Origin of the sequence: Enterococcus sp. AZ167 (assembly GCF_051714025.1) — a bacterium.
GTDB classification, from domain to species: Bacteria; Bacillota; Bacilli; order Lactobacillales; family Enterococcaceae; genus Enterococcus_D; species Enterococcus_D casseliflavus.
In genome coordinates this window covers 1,358,894-1,373,572 of sequence record NZ_JBIORB010000001.1, presented here as the reverse complement: position 1 = coordinate 1,373,572, position 14,679 = coordinate 1,358,894, and the positions used below count along the sequence as shown (strand labels likewise).

17 protein-coding genes are annotated in these 14,679 nt (G+C 43.4%); 15 read left to right on the top strand and 2 right to left on the bottom strand.

Annotated features, from left to right (window positions below):
• Positions 1-178: 178 nt before the first annotated feature.
• The 4 genes from pepA (at position 179) to ytpR (ending at position 3,376) form a co-directional block, all read left to right on the top strand.
• Positions 179-1,255, top strand: coding sequence for a glutamyl aminopeptidase (gene pepA / locus IGJ05_RS06430; RefSeq protein WP_005225427.1), 1,077 nt, complete (start codon positions 179-181; stop codon positions 1,253-1,255).
• A 133-nt stretch (positions 1,256-1,388) separates the two neighbouring features.
• Positions 1,389-1,709, top strand: coding sequence for a thioredoxin family protein (locus IGJ05_RS06425; protein ID WP_034857755.1), 321 nt, complete (start codon positions 1,389-1,391; stop codon positions 1,707-1,709).
• 12 nt (positions 1,710-1,721) lie between these two features.
• Positions 1,722-2,183, top strand: a complete 462-nt coding sequence (locus tag IGJ05_RS06420) for a universal stress protein (protein WP_005225429.1) — start codon at positions 1,722-1,724, stop codon at positions 2,181-2,183.
• A gap of 578 nt (positions 2,184-2,761) precedes the next feature.
• Positions 2,762-3,376 (top strand): YtpR family tRNA-binding protein, encoded by a 615-nt coding sequence (gene ytpR / locus IGJ05_RS06415; RefSeq protein WP_142964304.1) that lies wholly within the window; start codon positions 2,762-2,764, stop codon positions 3,374-3,376.
• Positions 3,377-3,444: 68 nt separating this feature from the next.
• Here the strand turns inward: ytpR and IGJ05_RS06410 are convergent, their stop codons facing one another.
• Positions 3,445-4,749, bottom strand: coding sequence for a S1C family serine protease (locus tag IGJ05_RS06410; RefSeq protein ID WP_015509239.1), 1,305 nt, complete (start codon positions 4,747-4,749; stop codon positions 3,445-3,447).
• 373 nt (positions 4,750-5,122) lie between these two features.
• Here IGJ05_RS06410 and rlmH point away from each other — a divergent pair, with 373 nt between their 5' ends.
• The 7 genes from rlmH to IGJ05_RS06375 all read left to right on the top strand — a co-directional run bounded on the left by rlmH (position 5,123) and on the right by IGJ05_RS06375 (position 8,801).
• Positions 5,123-5,602, top strand: coding sequence for a 23S rRNA (pseudouridine(1915)-N(3))-methyltransferase RlmH (gene rlmH / locus IGJ05_RS06405; protein ID WP_142972842.1), 480 nt, complete (start codon positions 5,123-5,125; stop codon positions 5,600-5,602).
• A gap of 66 nt (positions 5,603-5,668) precedes the next feature.
• The gene (truA, locus tag IGJ05_RS06400; protein WP_005225435.1) at positions 5,669-6,406 is read left to right on the top strand and encodes a tRNA pseudouridine(38-40) synthase TruA; all 738 of its coding nucleotides are present in this window, start codon (positions 5,669-5,671) and stop codon (positions 6,404-6,406) included.
• A 42-nt stretch (positions 6,407-6,448) separates the two neighbouring features.
• Positions 6,449-7,234, top strand: coding sequence for a type I methionyl aminopeptidase (gene map / locus IGJ05_RS06395; protein ID WP_142962483.1), 786 nt, complete (start codon positions 6,449-6,451; stop codon positions 7,232-7,234).
• A 60-nt stretch (positions 7,235-7,294) separates the two neighbouring features.
• Positions 7,295-7,393, top strand: a complete 99-nt coding sequence (locus tag IGJ05_RS06390) for a type I toxin-antitoxin system Fst family toxin (protein ID WP_123906405.1) — start codon at positions 7,295-7,297, stop codon at positions 7,391-7,393.
• Between the two features lie 346 nt (positions 7,394-7,739).
• The gene (locus IGJ05_RS06385) at positions 7,740-7,907 is read left to right on the top strand and encodes a hypothetical protein (RefSeq protein WP_123906404.1); all 168 of its coding nucleotides are present in this window, start codon (positions 7,740-7,742) and stop codon (positions 7,905-7,907) included.
• A gap of 286 nt (positions 7,908-8,193) precedes the next feature.
• The gene (locus IGJ05_RS06380) at positions 8,194-8,457 is read left to right on the top strand and encodes an AbrB/MazE/SpoVT family DNA-binding domain-containing protein (protein WP_074932272.1); all 264 of its coding nucleotides are present in this window, start codon (positions 8,194-8,196) and stop codon (positions 8,455-8,457) included.
• On the top strand, positions 8,451-8,801 hold the full coding sequence (locus IGJ05_RS06375) for a type II toxin-antitoxin system PemK/MazF family toxin (protein ID WP_096741485.1): 351 nt from the start codon (positions 8,451-8,453) through the stop codon (positions 8,799-8,801). The genes IGJ05_RS06380 and IGJ05_RS06375 overlap by 7 nt, the downstream gene beginning before the upstream one ends.
• Before the next feature lie 315 nt (positions 8,802-9,116).
• On the opposite strand, the gene IGJ05_RS06370 is transcribed toward IGJ05_RS06375, so the two are convergent.
• Positions 9,117-9,524: an AsnC family transcriptional regulator gene (locus IGJ05_RS06370; protein ID WP_317720856.1), complete on the bottom strand. Its 408-nt coding sequence runs from the start codon at positions 9,522-9,524 to the stop codon at positions 9,117-9,119.
• Positions 9,525-9,644: 120 nt separating this feature from the next.
• Between IGJ05_RS06370 and IGJ05_RS06365 the strand changes: the two genes are divergently transcribed.
• From IGJ05_RS06365 to IGJ05_RS06350, 4 genes are all read left to right on the top strand, one after another.
• On the top strand, positions 9,645-10,190 hold the full coding sequence (locus IGJ05_RS06365; RefSeq protein ID WP_185932311.1) for a cysteine hydrolase family protein: 546 nt from the start codon (positions 9,645-9,647) through the stop codon (positions 10,188-10,190).
• A gap of 327 nt (positions 10,191-10,517) precedes the next feature.
• Complete coding sequence (msrA, locus tag IGJ05_RS06360) at positions 10,518-11,441, top strand: peptide-methionine (S)-S-oxide reductase MsrA (RefSeq protein WP_096741481.1); 924 nt, start codon at positions 10,518-10,520, stop codon at positions 11,439-11,441.
• 349 nt (positions 11,442-11,790) lie between these two features.
• Positions 11,791-13,152 carry a hypothetical protein gene (locus IGJ05_RS06355; protein ID WP_005225442.1) on the top strand — a complete coding sequence of 454 codons (1,362 nt, stop codon included), beginning with the start codon at positions 11,791-11,793 and terminating at the stop codon, positions 13,150-13,152.
• Positions 13,153-13,168: 16 nt separating this feature from the next.
• Complete coding sequence (locus IGJ05_RS06350; RefSeq protein ID WP_142972843.1) at positions 13,169-14,392, top strand: amidohydrolase family protein; 1,224 nt, start codon at positions 13,169-13,171, stop codon at positions 14,390-14,392.
• Positions 14,393-14,679 lie beyond the last annotated feature (287 nt).

The following is a 14,679-nucleotide window of genomic DNA, read 5'->3' as shown; positions in this document are numbered from 1 at the left end:
CAATAGAAATTTGCGCTATAATAAAGAATATCAGTAGGAATAAGGAGGAAGAGAGCACATCCGTTGTTTCACCCAAAAATTGCTGGAAAACACAGCAACAGCAAGCGTTGCTTTTTCAAAAAAAGCAGCTTTGTTTCTTTAGGGCAGCAAACAACCGATACGTGTTTCTCGAATGATCATGGAAGAAAAAACATTTCAACGCATCAAAGAACTAACGGAGTTACAAGGAACCAGCGGGTTTGAACACGACGTGCGGGCGTATATGCGTGAAGCGATGACCCCCTTGGTGGACGAGATCCAACAAGACGGCTTAGGCGGCATCTTCGGTTTGCGTCACCACCAAGAAGCAGATGCACCACGAGTGATGGTAGCTGCTCACATGGATGAAGTTGGTTTCTTATTGACGACGATCACCGATCGCGGCTTATTCAAAGTCACTCCTTTAGGCGGATGGAACCCTTATGTGGTTTCTGCTCAACGCTTTACATTGAAAACAGCGAAAGGCGATTATCCATGTGTTTCTTCTTCAGTACCGCCACATTTGTTGCGAGGAAGCAGCGGTCAAAAAAATGTCGAAGTCACAGATATTTTGTTTGATGCTGGGTTTGAATCAAAAGAAGAAGCAGAAAGCTTTGGTGTACGTCCTGGCGATACGATCGTCCCACAAGTGGAAACCATCAAAACAGCCAATGGGAAAAACATCATCTCGAAAGCTTGGGATAACCGTTACGGCTGTGCAGTCGTATTAGAAGCACTTGAAGCCTTGAAAGAGGAAACGTTAGGCCATACGCTGATTGCTGGTGCCAATGTTCAAGAAGAAGTCGGCTTACGAGGTTCTCGTCCGTCTGTGACGAAATTCAAACCCGACTTGTTCTTTGCGGTCGATTGCTCGCCAGCAGATGACACAGTCACCAAAAATGGTACCTTTGGTCATCTAGGGGCAGGGACTTTGATGCGAATCTATGATCCAGGCATGATCATGTTGCCACGGATGAAAGAATTCTTGTTGGATACAGCAGAAAGCAACAACATTCCGTACCAATACTTTGTTTCAAAAGGCGGTACCGATGCTGGTGCGGCACACATGGCAAATGAAGGGATCCCAAGTTCAGTCATCGGTGTTCCTGGACGTTACATCCATACTCACCAAACATTATTCAGTATCGCTGATTATGAAGCGGCACGGGAAATGGTGATTCAAGTCTTGAAAGGTTTGGATCGTTCCACTGTTGATACGATCTTGGCAGGACAATAAGCGAGAATGAACGAAAGCAAAGAGACAGCCATCTGTTGTCTCTTTTTTTCTGCAGGGCTTTGCAAGATCAGCATGTCAGTTGGTAGTCCCTGAAAGAAAGGTGTATACTGAAAGAAAAGAAAGTGGTGAGTATTTGATTATTCCAAAAGATTTAGCAGAGTTAGCAACATATGTGGAGAAAGGCAAAAATGTCTTCTTTTTCACCGCCGATTGGTGTGGCGATTGCCGATACATCAAACCGCAATTGCCTGAGATCGAAGCGGACTTTCCAGAGCTTCAATTTATCGAAGTCGACCGTGATGAATACATGGATGTAGCGGTTGAATGGAACATTTTTGGGATTCCTAGCCTCGTCGTTATCGAAGACGGCAAGGAGCTGGGACGGTTAGTCAACAAGGATCGCAAAACCAAAGAAGAGATCGAAGCCTTTTTAACCAGCGTACAATCAGCATAGGAGGGGAAAAAGATGGAAGCACAAAGATATCAAAACATTTTAGTAGGGATCGACGGTTCAGATCAAGCGATGTCTGCCTTCAAAAAAGCAGTGGAAGTCGCTCGTCGAAATCAAGGGAAGGTCTATGCCGCAACGATCATCGATCAGCAAGTGCCGACCATGATGGGCTATGCACCTTTGGATAGTTCCATCTTGGAACAAGAAAAAGACACGGCGAAAAATCTGATCGACGACTGCAAAGCTTATGCAAAATCAGTAGATTTTGATCTAGTAGAAGGCATCGTCGCTTACGGCTCCATCAAAGACGCTCTTGCCACTCAATTACCAGACCAATACGACATCGATTTGATCATGGTGGGGCAATCTGGGCTGAATGCCGTGGAACGCTTCATGATGGGGAGTGTCGCCAGCTTCGTTATCCGTGAAGCCCGGTGCGACGTGCTGATCGTATCACCTGAAGAAACCAAAGCGTAAGGTCATTTTTGAAAAAATAAGCTTGTCGTTGCCGAGTTCTTTTCCTTAAAGAAGATGGCAGCAAAAGAAGACAAGGGTTAAAAGAAAGTTCCTGAGAACCAGCGATGTTTCACTTGTTAGCAAAGCATTGTCTTTCGCTAATGAGTTGCAGCTGGTTCTTAGGTTTTTTTGTGCTCGTTTTGAGGGAAGATATCTGTCGCTGTTGTCTTGTTTCTTAGGTAATAGTGCCAAACAGAAGTTTTTTAGAACTAGCGTTTATCGGCTTGTTAGCAAAGCAGCGTCTTAGCTAATAAGCTGAAGCTGGTTCTTAGTTTTTTTCTGTATCCGTTTTTTGGAAAATTTATTGTTGTTGCCTTCTTTCGTAGAGCGTAGTTCTACCAGCAAGTTCTTGAGAAGCCGCGAGTTCTGCTCCTTCGCCAATTCTCAACCTAAGCCAGCCAGCAGAAGTTGGTTCTCAGGCGTTTTTTGTCTTTGAAAATAAGTAGAATTTCAAGGAAAACAAAGAAATTCCATGACGGATGCCGAAAAATTTGTTAAGATTATGGGCGGAATGTGTAAGTACCTAAGGAGGAAAAAACGTGATTTTTGCTTATAACAAAGAATATGTCAGTGATACACTGCTTGCCATCACAGCAGATGATAAAGGATTAGAACAAACCGTCGAACGCAAAGGCAATGTTGCCCAAATCAAAAATGAAGAAGGCACGATCGTCGGCTGGAACTTTTTTGCGATCTCAGAAGTGATGACGATCGAAGGCCGTGGCCAAGTGACGTTGACGAAAGAACAAATCCAACAATTGAACACCATGATCAAAGAAGCAGGATTCAGCGAAGAACTGCCAGAAGATACAGAACCAAAAATCGTCGTTGGCTATGTGAAATCTTGTGTGGAACATCCAGACAGCGACCATCTGTCTATCACGGAAACAGAAGTTGGAGATGGGGAAGTCTTGCAAATCGTCTGTGGTGCTGCCAATATCCGTAAAGGCTTGAAAGTCGTTGTCGCAAAGCCTGGGGCAATGATGCCAGATGGCTTGATGATTTGGCCGGGGACGCTTCGTGGCGTAGAAAGCTTTGGAATGATCTGCTCTGCTAAAGAACTGCATTTAGAAGGTGCACCAATGAAAAAAGGCATCCTTGAGCTGCCTCAAGATGCCGTTGTAGGTGAAGCTTTTCCAGTCGGTAAAGCCTAAAAAAATGAACTGCCGCTTCCTGTTTTTGCGGCAGTTCATTTTTTGATTGTTTCGATTGGTTTTGATGATTAGTTGCTGCTGTCTGTTGATTGTTCGTTGATCGACGTATCAACGGAAAGTTTTACTTCTGCCGTTTTTTCTTCATCGCCACGATAGAAGGTTACAGTGATCGTGTCACCGACTTTGTGTTTGTACAACGCAGATTGCAGATCCGTTGTTGTGCTGACTTCTGTATCATCGATCTTCGTGATAACGTCATATTGTTGCAATCCTGCTTGTTCTGCTGGTGTTGCATTGTTGACTGAGTAAATCACAACGCCAGAAGTTACGGATGAAGGAACTTTCAAGATTTGTTCTTGTTGTTGTGATGTGATGGAACCTAAATCGATCGTTTGGATCCCTAGTGCAGGGCGAACCACTTTGCCGTCTGCTTCTAGTTGATTGATGATTTCAACGACATCGTTACTTGGGATCGCAAAGCCCATCCCTTCGACACTAACACCTGAAGCAGAGCCCGAGGTGCTGGCGATTTTACTTGAGTTGATCCCAATCACTTGGCCATCAACGTTGATCAGTGGACCACCAGAGTTCCCTGGGTTAATCGCAGCATCCGTTTGGATCGCATTGATGCTGATCGTACCACCAGATTCGTTTTGGCTTGTTACTTGACGATTCAAGGAAGAAACGATCCCTTGTGTCACAGAGTTTGCGTAGTCAGAGCCTAGAGGAGAACCGATCGCGATGGCTGGTTCGCCGACTTTCAAGGCACTTGAATCACCAAATGTTGCGGCAGTCTTCACATGCTCTGAAGAGATTTTCAATACAGCTAAGTCTGTGTAAGCGTCAGTACCGACCAATTCAGCTTTGACTTTCGTACCGTCTGCTAAAACAACTTCTAAACCGTCTTGACCTTCTACGACGTGGTTGTTGGTTACAACATAGGCATCGTCGCCATCGATTTTGTAGATGACCCCACTCCCTTCAGAAGAAGCTTCTAAAGCACTGTCGTCATCGCTTTGGCTATCGCCTTCACTTTGTCCGCCTTGCTGACCAAAGAGGCTGTTCCAATCGTTGCTTTGACTTTGTTGTAGATTAATGATGGAAACGACAGAATCTTGTACTTTTTCAACTGCCTCAGTGACATCGCTAGTCACATCAAGTTTTACATTGGATACTTGGGTTTGTCCGTTAGAATCTTGGACCCCGCTGTTGGTCGTGGTTTCTGGTGTTGAAGTCAAAGAGGAACCCATTGCCAGATACAGACCGCCGAAGGTCAATAAACCGCCGACCATACCGCCTAAAATCCCAATACCTAATCGTTTTAATAAACCAGGAGAAGTTTTCTTGCCTGGTGTGACATATTTTCTTGCCATTACTATTTCCCCCTTAATGAATAATTCGTTATAATCAGTATATTCCTTCTATCTGAGATTAGTCTACTAAGAGATTTTGAAAAAAATATGAAGAAGTTGCGTAAGAATCTGTTTCAAACGATGAAATTTTCTTCGCAAAACCCGTTCATTTTTGAATAAAAATAGCAGGCAAAACTGGGGAGAAGCGAAGGTCTGTTTATCCACAGTGTGTGGACAAACTTGAAAGCTTTGGTTGGGTGGATGAAGAAACCCTTGAAGTGTCGCTGTTTTATAGATAAGATAGAAGGATTTCAAAGAAAGTCAAAGTGTGTAAAAGGTTGTGGATAGCATTGTCCACATTTTCATAAAATAAGGGGATAACGAGGAGGAACCTATGAAAATCAAAATCGTCACAGTAGGAAAATTAAAAGAAAAGTACCTCGTTCAAGGAATCAACGAGTACGCCAAACGATTGGGGGCATACGCAAAGCTTGAGTTTGTCGAAGTACCGGATGAAAAAGCACCAGAAACCTTGAGTGAAGCCCAAATGCTGCAGATCAAAGAAAAAGAAGGGCAGCGCATTTTAGCCAAAATCAAAGACACCGAATATGTCTTTGTCTTAGCGATCGAAGGCACCAACCCTACCAGCGAAGCCTTCGCCAAACAAATCGATCAACTCGGTATCCAAGGAAAAAGCCAACTGACCTTCGTCATCGGCGGCTCCCTAGGCTTAAGCCAAGAAGTCATGACCCGCAGTGATGCCAAAATCTCCTTTGGCAAAATGACCTATCCGCACCAACTCATGAAACTGATCTTATTGGAGCAAATCTATCGTGCGTATCGAATCAATACGGGGGCGCCGTATCATAAGTAAATACCTAAAGCAATATAATAGAAAAAAACTATCCACCGATAGTATCGGTAAAAAGGAGCAACAACCATGCGAAATATCAAATTAACGATTGAATATGACGGCAAGCGCTACTTAGGGTGGCAACGACTAGGAGATTCTGAAAAAACGATCCAAGAAAAAGTTGAAGGGGTCATCAAATTATTGACGGGAGAAGAAATTGAGATTGTGGGTTCTGGTAGAACCGATGCGGGCACGCATGCTCGAGGACAAGTGGCGAATTTCAAGACGACCCATCAAATGAGTTTGCCAGAGATGCAGCAGTTCTTTAACCGCTATTTGCCGCAAGACATCGTCGTCAACAAGATTGAAGAAGTGCCTGAGCGCTTCCATGCACGCTATCACGCCAAAGGCAAGCAATACAGCTATTATGTTTGGAACAACGCGATCCCATCGGTCTTTGCTCGCAATACTAGTTTTCATTGCCCGCAGCCCCTTGATTTGGAAAAAATGCAGCAAGCGGCTGAGAAGTTGATCGGCACCCATGATTTTATCGGCTTTTCTGCATTGAAAAAATCAAAAAAATCAACGGTGCGCACGATCGATGAAATCACCATCACACCAGAAGGCGACCTATTGCGGTTTACCTTCAAAGGCAACGGCTTTTTGCATAAAATGGTCCGAATCTTGACAGGCACACTGATTGCCATTGGCGATGGCACACTGCCACCAGAAGTGATCGATCAAGTGTTAGCCGATAAAGTACGACAAGCAGCTGGTGAAACAGTGCCTTCTCATGGCTTATTTCTAGATGAGGTGTATTATTAAAAGAAACAGGGTAATGGCTATTTAAGGAAAGGAGATCATCTATTGATCACATTAAAATCCCCACGAGAGATCGAACAAATGAAAACTTCTGGTCGTATCTTGGCAAGTATTCACGAACAGCTACGGGAAAAAATCGTTCCCGGTATCACTACGAACCAAATCAACGCCTTTGTCCATCAACAGATAGAAGCTGCAGGGGCAACAGCCGCGCAAATCGGGTTTGAAGGCTATGAATTTGCGACGTGTATCAGTGTCAATGAAGAGATTTGTCATGGTTTCCCTTCAGAATATGTTTTAAAATCAGGCGATGTCGTCAAAGTCGATTTTTGTGTCGATTACAAAGGGGCAATCTCTGACAGCTGTTGGACGTATGCGGTAGGAGAGATTTCGCCAGAACATCGAGCGCTGATGGAAGTCACGAAAGAAGCCTTGATGAGAGGCATCGAGCAAGCACAGGTCGGTAACCGAGTTGGCGATATTGGTTATGCGATCCAAAGCTTCGCTGAAGAAAAAGGGTATGGTGTCGTGCGGGACTTTATTGCTCACGGCATTGGCCCAACCATTCATGAAGAACCATTCTTTCCTCATTTCGGGTTACCTGGCAAAGGAATTCGGTTGAAAGAAGGCATGACGATCACTATCGAACCGATGATCACGACCGGCACTTGGCGCATGAAGATGGACCCGAACGGCTGGACAGCACGCACGATCGACGGCAGTTATTGTGCCCAATATGAACATTCGATCGCCATCACCAAAGAAGGTCCAGTCATCATGACCTTGCAAAAGGAAGAAACGTCATCATCACTTAATGTCTTTGAAAAATAACTGTGTGTAATTTCCGTAACATGAATACTTTCTACTCCCCCTGTGTAGGGTGTAGTGTATATGATTTATCTATCGTTGGTTGTCGCACCAATTATTGTTGGTATAGTCATCGAACTATTTTCTCACTGGTTGGATGAGAAAGACAAAGACGACAACTAAGCAAGTTGCTATCCAACTCACATGCTAGCAGTCGCAACTAGCATAAACAAGGCGCTCCCTTTCGTCGCGGTTAGGGAGCGCCTTTGTGCTGCAGTGCTATAAACTTTCTATCGTTTCGCAAGGTTATTATATCACAGGGAAAATAAAAAACTACCCGTGATATCCACTCGAATAAATAAAGAAAACCTAATAAATTTGAAATTTAATTACCTCTACTTCTATTTTCCGAAATATGGATGGTAATCCCCACTTGAGGTATTACCGTGAAAAAAATAGTCTATAGTGGGAGTTATTGTTTTCTCATTTTTTTTAATTAGAGAAAAATTTAAATTAGGTGTACATGTAAGTGATAAATTCGGATAAAGTAAACGACCCAGAATTTTCTGATAAAGCCATGGGTGACGGTTTTGCAGGTATTCCAATTGAAGAAATTATTGGCTTCCTGATTAGTGGGAAAGTTAACTATTTTTTCGAACTAGCTATGCTATCGAATATAGAACACATGAGGGAATAAGTAGGGGAGGGACAGCAATCCCTGTTGTTTACTACTTACTTGCATCTAAATATTGTTAATACCTAAAGAGCGTATCAACGTGGTTATAATCAAATCGTTTATGTCAGTCATTGTCCTGCAATTTGACATTTCGGCATACTACAAATTTTTATTAGCACAGCAGAGTCCACTTTTGAGAACGATTCTTTTTAATGGAATTTAGGTGAATCGACCAAAAAGGATAATTATGTATATACTCCGTCGTGATATATGTTATACTATGTATATACAGAAAGAGGTGTTGCTCATGGAAATGTTACCTATAAAAAAATGGGGCAATAGTAACGGTCTTAGATTGCCAAAGTACATTATGGAGTATCTTGGCATTCATACTGATGACAAAGTGAAGATAATACAAGAAGAAGTAAACGGACATAAACGGCTAATCATCGAAGCAGCAAATTTAGAAAACGAGTTAACGATTGAAGAGTTATTTGAAAATTACACTGCTGAGAGAAATCATGTGGAAATTCAACATTTAGGTGAAGCAGTAGGGAATGAAAAATGGTAAGAAAACCTAGACAAGGGGATATTTTGTTATTGGATACAGCTCCTCGTTCTGGACATGAACAAACGGGAAAAAGACCCTATATTGTTTTAAGTCATGACATGATTGCAGATTATAGTAACGTTGCCACCGTTGCTCCGATTTCTAGTACAAGTAGAAACTATCCGTTATATGTAAGTATTGATCCAGACTATGGAATGAAGACAACAGGAAAAGTATTGTTGGATCAATTAACGACAATTGATTATGAAGCCAGAGCGTGTGTTTTTTTGGAAAAAGCGCATGAGCACTTGGTTGATGAGTTATTGATGAAAGTTAGAACAGTATTTCAAAAAGTAAGTAAATAAAAACAGCATGCTCATCTAATCGATGTTGACCATGCTGTTTTCTTTTATTCTATAAACGCTTTGTCTCGTAACATTATACACCGTACAATCTTTGAGATACTAGCTCTATTCCCGTGATCCTGAACGATGCTTTTATAAACAAGGCAACGGGGGGCGCTTTTGTGTTTGCACTAGCAGTCTTAATACTTTATGCTTGGCGATGGTTGAATTCGGCACGCTACTGCTGGGCATCATTGCAAAAATTTCGACAATTGAGTCTTCGATAAATTTATCAAGGAATCTAATGGCTGTAGGACTAGCCCACAGCGGCTAACATCAAACATCCCCATGATTGAGTTTGTCAGCCACAAAGGTTTCTACACTATACCTGCCCCACTTTGAGAGACTCTCTATAAATAAAGGGAAGGTTACAACTGTAAAATGACTGACCAAGAGATAACAAGCTTGACCTGAAACTTTATGAAAGACCTCAATTTCTTTGTATTGATTCACGAAGGCTTCAAAAGCTGTATAGCGATTTGAATCCATAAAAAACCGGATGTATTGCGTACTTGGGTAGTTTACTACAATACTAAATCGTTGAATGATTCCCTCATCTTGCAATTTCAAGATCCGATTGCCCACGGCTTGTCCCGTCAGGTGGACCATTTCGCCGATTTCTTTGTTCGATAATTTGCTGTTGTGTTTCAGGATAGCTAGGATTTGTTCATCGATGATGTCCATAAGGGTTCCTCCTTTCATAATGAAAGTAAATTGACTTTATCTTTTTCAAGAGACGCTTTGTTGTAGGGTCATATGTATTTATACTGGATTATAACAAATAAGAAAAGAAATGGTGATTCTATGAAAAAAGCTTTAGTAATTATTGATGTCCAAAATGACTATTTTAAAGAAGGAAGAATGGCCCTTCATTCCCCTGAACAGGCGCTTGCAAACATAAATAAACTAGAAGCGTCTTTTATCGAAAAGCAACTCCCGATCATCTATATCCAACACATCAACGATCAAGAAGCAGCTGATTTTTTTGAACGAGGGACCAAAGGTGTGCTGCTGCATGAACAGTTAAAAACAACGCATTCTTCTATTATTATCGAAAAGCACTTTCCTAACTCCTTCATTGAAACAAATTTAAAAGAGACGTTAGACTCTTTAGGTGTTCAACAAGTTATCATCACTGGGATGATGACGCATATGTGCATCGATTCAACCACAAGAGCTAGTAAAGAACTCGGTTATCAGCCCATACTGATTTCTGATGCCACGGCAACGAAAGCATTAACATTTGAAGCACACGAAATTCCTGCGGAAGCTGTTCAACGAGCGTTTTTATCGGCGTTGGAAACCTTCTCTACGGTGATGAAAACCGCTGACTATTTAAACGGATTGTAGAAAAATTGCGTATTTACTAACAAAGGCAAAGGTTCATTTGCATTGAGTGGTTCTTGATCACTCTTTGAAATTGGCGATCCTATCTCATTCCGCTTCAATGTTTCTAAAAAAAATGAATGCCCAGTTGCGTACCCACCAATGATACTGAGCTGGTTCCTCAAAGGATGCATGCGAACCAATTACGCACCAACCCATACAAAAGCCAAAAACGTTCGAGGATTTCTCTCGAACGTTTTTTTGGGCATCAAATTGGGCGAATCGGCGAAACTATGGTACAGTGCAACCAAACAAGGAGCGAGAGCCGCTCCTTCATGAGGCAAAGGGGCAATGGTGATGAAGCAAACAACGATGGCGTGGCTGTCAGAAATCTATAATTTGATCTTGCATCCTGGCACGAGACAGTGGGAACGAGAACAACTGGTGCAAGCAAAAAATACACTGGAAACCCAGCTGGCGACCAAACAAAAAGCAGGCAAACACGAAAAAGAATCGTCAAATAGCCTTGAAGACCAACAGATCAAGCGGGTTTTGGAAAAACTAGAAGCGTCGTTGCGTCCTTTGGCACTGAGAAACAATCTGACCCCGAATGTCGCAGAGTTCTATCAAACAATCAGCCAGTCAGCACCGAAAAAGGCAATGAATGAAGATACAGGCAAAGTCCAACCAGCAGAAGTTTCCGTGGAGCCGAACGAAACAGGTGAAAAAGCACAAGAAGTGGCTATTTTTGCTGGCGGCTGCTTTTGGTGTATGGTAGAGCCTTTTGAAGACCAGCCGGGCATTCTTTCCGTCTTGTCGGGGTATACCGGGGGAACAGTCCCGAATCCGACGTATGATCAAGTACTAAGCGGAACAACAGGGCATGTCGAAGCGGTAGAGATCATTTTTGATCCCAAAATCATCACCTATCAGGACTTGTTGCAGTTGTACTGGCAAGTGACTGACCCGACAGATGCTTTCGGACAATTTCAAGATCGCGGCAATTTTTATCGCCCAATCATTTTCTATACGACTGCTGAACAGGAAGTGCTTGCGCAAGAAGCCAAAAAGGAGCTAGCCCAATCTGGTTATTATCAGCAACCCATCGTGACCGAGATCCGCAAGGCCACGCAGTTTTGGCCAGCGGAAAACTACCATCAAGCATTTTACAAGAAGCAGCCAAAGCGCTACCAGCGGATCAAGCGAGCGCGCAAACAACTGATGCTTTTTTATCGGCTGAAACGCTGGACAAACCGAGGAAAAAAACGATCATAAACAGAAGATCACTAAAAAAAGCGAGGCTCCGAGAAAAGGGCAAAAGGATCAAATGAAGGCTCTTTTCTTCACAAGCCGCGTTTTTTTCTGCACTTTTAGCCAATTGGATAAAAAACGTAGATTTATTTTAGAATAATGTCCAAAGAAAGCGTTAACAATAAGAATTATAATAGAGAAAGAAAAAGTGGCGAAAAAGGTCGAAAAAGCAGGTGTCTTTTGCTTTATTCCTTTCTTCGAGGAAAGAAGGTGGGAAACACCAGAGAAAAATCAGCGGAAAAATCAATCGGCAACACCCCATAGCAACACAACATTTATTATATGAAGGTTCATATAAGTTAGGAGAAATGTGATGAAAAAAAAAGGAACGTTCGTCTCACTGTTTATGGCTCTCATTCTTTTTATCTTTTCAGAAAGAACAGTGTTTGCGGCAGAAGCGATCAATGAGATCGTCGCACCAACAGGAGTCAAAGCATTTCTAGTACTGATTCCATTAGTGTTAGTGCTGGTTTTGCTCTTTAAAAAAGTAGATATGATCATTGCTGGCTTGATTGCTGGGATCTTGGCGATGATTATTGGCGGGATCAGTTTAGCTGAAGCCAATTCGCAACTGTTGGAAGCTATTCCGACGATGTTGAGTATTACGGTGCCAATCATCAATTCCGCTGTAGCGATGGCGGTCTTCAAAGCGGGCAGTTATACGGCGGCCTTAACCTTAGCCAAAAGAGGGACCAAAGGAAAAGTGGAATATGTGGCTGGTTTTATTGTCATCTTATTGGCAGCAGCGACTTATATGTCTGGGATCGGCGGCGGGAGTGCGATGGTGATCGCACCGTTAGCATTTGCGGCAGTTGGGGTGGTACCCGAATTGATCGCAGCGATGTCGTTAGCGGCAGCGGTCTCCTTTACGACGTCTCCTGCCTCTTTGGAATCTAGTATCGTGTCTGAACTAGGCGGTTTTAGTGTCGCTTCTTATGTCGATCAAATGCGCCCATTTTGGTTGCTATTCGTTGGTTTGGCGATTTTATTGGCATTCTTCGGAACCAAGCGTCGTCATTTGGGCTTCAAAGAATCTGCCAACCAAGAGTATGAAAACAAAAGCAATGGTGAATTGTTCAAAACGACACTGCCTGCGATCTTCTTGCTTTTTGCGGTCATCTTTGGTCCGTTGATCAATGACCTGATCGGCTTTGTCCTCTTTACACCGCTAGTTTATATGGTGGTCACGTTGGCGTTGATTTTTGTTTGTACCGACTTTTCGATGAATCAATCGGTGGAAGCGATGGTGGACGGATCCACGTATATTTTGACCCGCTTGTTCCAAGTGGGGATCTTTTTAGCCTTCATCAACGTAATCGCTGAAACGGGGACGTTTGCTGTAATTGCCGGTGCGGCACAAAATGCCCCCGCAGCGATCGTCGTTCCCGTGGCGATCTTGACGGGTGTCTTGATTGGGATTCCCGCAGGTGCCTATGTCGGCTCCGTTTTAACACTCGTGCTACCAGTTGCCGTTTCATTAGGCTTCCCAGTCTTAGCTCTTGGCTTTGTAACGATGGGGGTTGGCCTCGGCAGTCAAATGAGTTTCGTCAACATTACGATGCAAGCTTTATCTTCTGGTTTCCAAATTCCGATTCTGGATGTAGTCAAAGGAAACGTGAAGTGGTTGAGTTTAGCAGCCGTATTATTATTAGTCATCGGCTTAGTGTTTGGCTGATGGATAGGAGGAAAACATGGATTTATTGATCAAGCAAGCACGTCTTGAAGACGATGCAGAATTAGTAGACATTGCAATTTCAGAAGGAAAAATCACCGCAGTTGCACCCAACATTGAAGAATCAGCAGCAACAACGATTGAGGCGAAAGGCAAAGTGGTGATCCCTGGATTGATCGAAAGCCATATCCACTTAGACAAAGCCTTGATCGCCGATCGTGAGCCCAATAATTCAGGTACGTTGCAAGAAGCGATCCAAGTTACGGCAAAGCTGAAACCGACCTTTACCGAAGAAGACATTTATGATCGGGCGAAACGCGCATTAGAAATGCTGATCGTACATGGCACGACTGCTGTGCGCACCCATGCCGAATTTGATCCAGCACAAGGCTTCACTGGATTTGACACCATCATGCGCTTAAAAGAAGAATACCGCGACTTGATCGATATTCAGGTCGTTGCCTTTCCGCAAGAAGGGATTTTTAAAGCCCCAGGGACGGATAAAATGATGATCGAAGCGATGGAAAAAGGCGCCGATGTCGTTGGCGGCATTCCTTACAATGATGCGCCAGCCAATGAACACATCGACTTGATCTTTGAGATCGCCAAACGATTTGACAAAGACATTGACTTGCATCAAGATTTTGCTGACGAAGCAGACGATACATCGATCGTCTACCTGTGTGAAAAAACCATCGCAGAAGGCTACCAAGGCCGGGTATCAGTAGGACATTTGACTGCGCTGCACGCCATGGAACCGGATCAGCTGGCAGAAGTCATCGATTTGATGGTCAAAGCCCAAATCAATGTGATGCCGTTGCCTGCGACCGACTTGCACTTAGGTGCTAGAAACGATGCCTACAACGTTCGCCGTGCCGTGACGCCGATTCGCAAATTACGTGATGCTGGTGTGAATATCTGCTTAGGTAGCAACAATATCCGAAACGCCTTTACGCCCTATGGCAATGGGGATTTGATCCAAATCGCTATGTTGGCTGTACCAGTGGCACACTTAGGCGGCGCCGATGACTTGCCGACGGTCTTGCCAATGATTACGACCAATACCGCCAAAGCATTAAATATCAAAGACTATGGAATCGCTGTTGGCAACCGCGCAGATTTGATTCTTTTAGATACTCAGAGAAAAGCCGATGTGCTGATCGATATACCTGAACGTTTGATGGTCATCAAAAATGGCCGCATCACTGTGGAAGTCAAAAAAGAGGTGACGATCCACCGCTAAGCGATTTTTCGCCCCTATGGTGGTTGTCACAAAAAAAGTGAATCACTGAAAGAACACGTCCGTCAAAGGCAGTCTGACTGCTTTTGACGGTTGTTTTTTTGTATAGGAGCAACGAGGTCGAAGGGTATGCGCTTTGATTTTCTGAAACCGACAGTGGGACGTTTTCGCTTCAATGAACCTTCCTGATCTAGAAATAGGGAATGCCGCCCATGCAAGGATTTCCTTGACTGATGAATATCCTGATTTTTGCTCTGCGGAGCTGTCCCTTATACTTAAAGAGACAATCG